This window comes from Paenibacillus sp. tmac-D7 (genome assembly GCF_006519665.1).
GTDB classification, from domain to species: domain Bacteria; phylum Bacillota; class Bacilli; order Paenibacillales; family NBRC-103111; genus Paenibacillus_G; species Paenibacillus_G validus.
Genome location: NZ_VIDW01000112.1, coordinates 1 through 1,521, shown reverse-complemented (window position 1 = coordinate 1,521; position 1,521 = coordinate 1). Strand labels below are relative to the sequence as shown.

Below are 1,521 nucleotides of genomic sequence, written 5' to 3'. Positions count from 1 at the left end.
CTCAACTTTCGCAGCTTAATTTGGGCAGATAAGCCTTGATGTGACTAGGCAAAGCGGCAATCCATTGTTGAAGTTGTTTTTGGATTAATGTTGTGATCTTTTTGCTTGCTCCCTTAGCTACAGTTTCAAGGATCTCAATGAGCTGTTTTAATGCAATGGCCCAATCGATTTGACCGATTTCATCGCAGAGCAGATGAAATAAGCCGCCCAAAGTGCGCTTGTCCGTACTTTGACGATGTTGCCATGCTAACAAGATGTATCGCGAAAATACGATCGTCGTATGACTGATCAAGAGATCATAAGAACGGCCCTGGAACTCCTTTTGAAGTCGCAACAGCGATTTTGTGCACTTAAAGAACACCTCGATGTCCCAACGGATTCCATAAATCCGGATGATCTCTTCCACAGGAAGCGACAGGTCGGTGCACAGGATAGCAAGCCATTCCTTTTTGTTCGAACGGTGGCGCACGAAGACGATTGTGACGGGAATTCCCGGGGATAACTGCGTACGGATCGATCGCAGAATGCCTTTCTTGTTCCCCTCAACAGGCATAGCCTTGTAGTAAAGCTCATGCAGAGTGAGTCGACGTCCATGGATGAGATAACGCTTTTTATCCGCTTTGACCATGCCGATGACGTCCAGACCGCGAGCAAGCATCGCATGAATGAGCGGAGCATGCGTAAACCAACTGTCCATCAGCACGTACGATGCCTGCACGCCAGCAGAAAGCGCACGATCAATCATGGCGGGAATCACTTCCGGCGCAGGCAAGAGGGCCTCCATTCGCCGCTTGTAGCCAGACGTACGCTTATCGATCTTTTCCATGATGCCGTTCACTTGTGACTTGAGTGAAGCAAGCAAGGAAAAGTCAACGGGAATAAACGTATGGCCGTCCGACCATCCGAGCGTGAGCATTCGAAAGCCTTTGTAGTAGCAACCGGTTGCATGGTCTTTGAATCGGGAAAGTAGCTCGACCGCTTTGCTGCGATTGCGCTCATACATGGAATCATCGACCACAAATACGGATATACGGTCCTCTCCGGTCAAAGGATGCACCTTACCAATAGTGAAAGAACTCAACGAGGATAAGAATCGGCGCCATGCGTAACCGCTGTGATTGAGAAAGCGATACACCGCGTCTTTGCCGGGATACGTCTCGCCCTTAAGGCTTTCTAGCAAACGAAACCAGTTCTTATGATGGAATAAGAGGATAAAGACAAGCTGGAACAGGTATGAGCACGTGAAGCCGAACTTTTTCTTGAAGCCCGCTGTTCTCAAGTGCTGTAGCATCTTTAATTCCTGAAATGCAGATCTGATTTCATTTGGAAGTTGATTCGGCTCTACGGTTTGGCCTATCATAGAGAGGACACCTCTTCTGTATGGTAGTGATGATCTCGACAATCTCACTTTACCAAAAAGAAGCGGTGTTTTTCTATTTTTGCAACCTTCATATTCAATCTGCAATTTTTACTGTCACATCAATGCTCTATGCCGGTTTTCGCTCTGCGAAAGTTGAGTTA

1 protein-coding gene is annotated in these 1,521 nt (G+C 47.3%); it reads right to left on the bottom strand.

Annotated elements, in window-relative coordinates; genetic code table 11:
- Position 1: 1 nt before the first annotated feature.
- Positions 2-1,360 carry an IS4 family transposase gene (locus FKP33_RS26680; protein WP_141336825.1) on the bottom strand — a complete coding sequence of 453 codons (1,359 nt, stop codon included), beginning with the start codon at positions 1,358-1,360 and terminating at the stop codon, positions 2-4.
- Between the last annotated feature and the right edge of the window lie 161 nt (positions 1,361-1,521).

What these genes read in the sequence shown, in the direction of transcription:
- FKP33_RS26680 (WP_141336825.1), bottom strand. Translation starts at nt 1,360, where the DNA reads ATGATAGGCCAAACCGTAGAGCCGAATCAACTTCCAAATGAAATCAGA.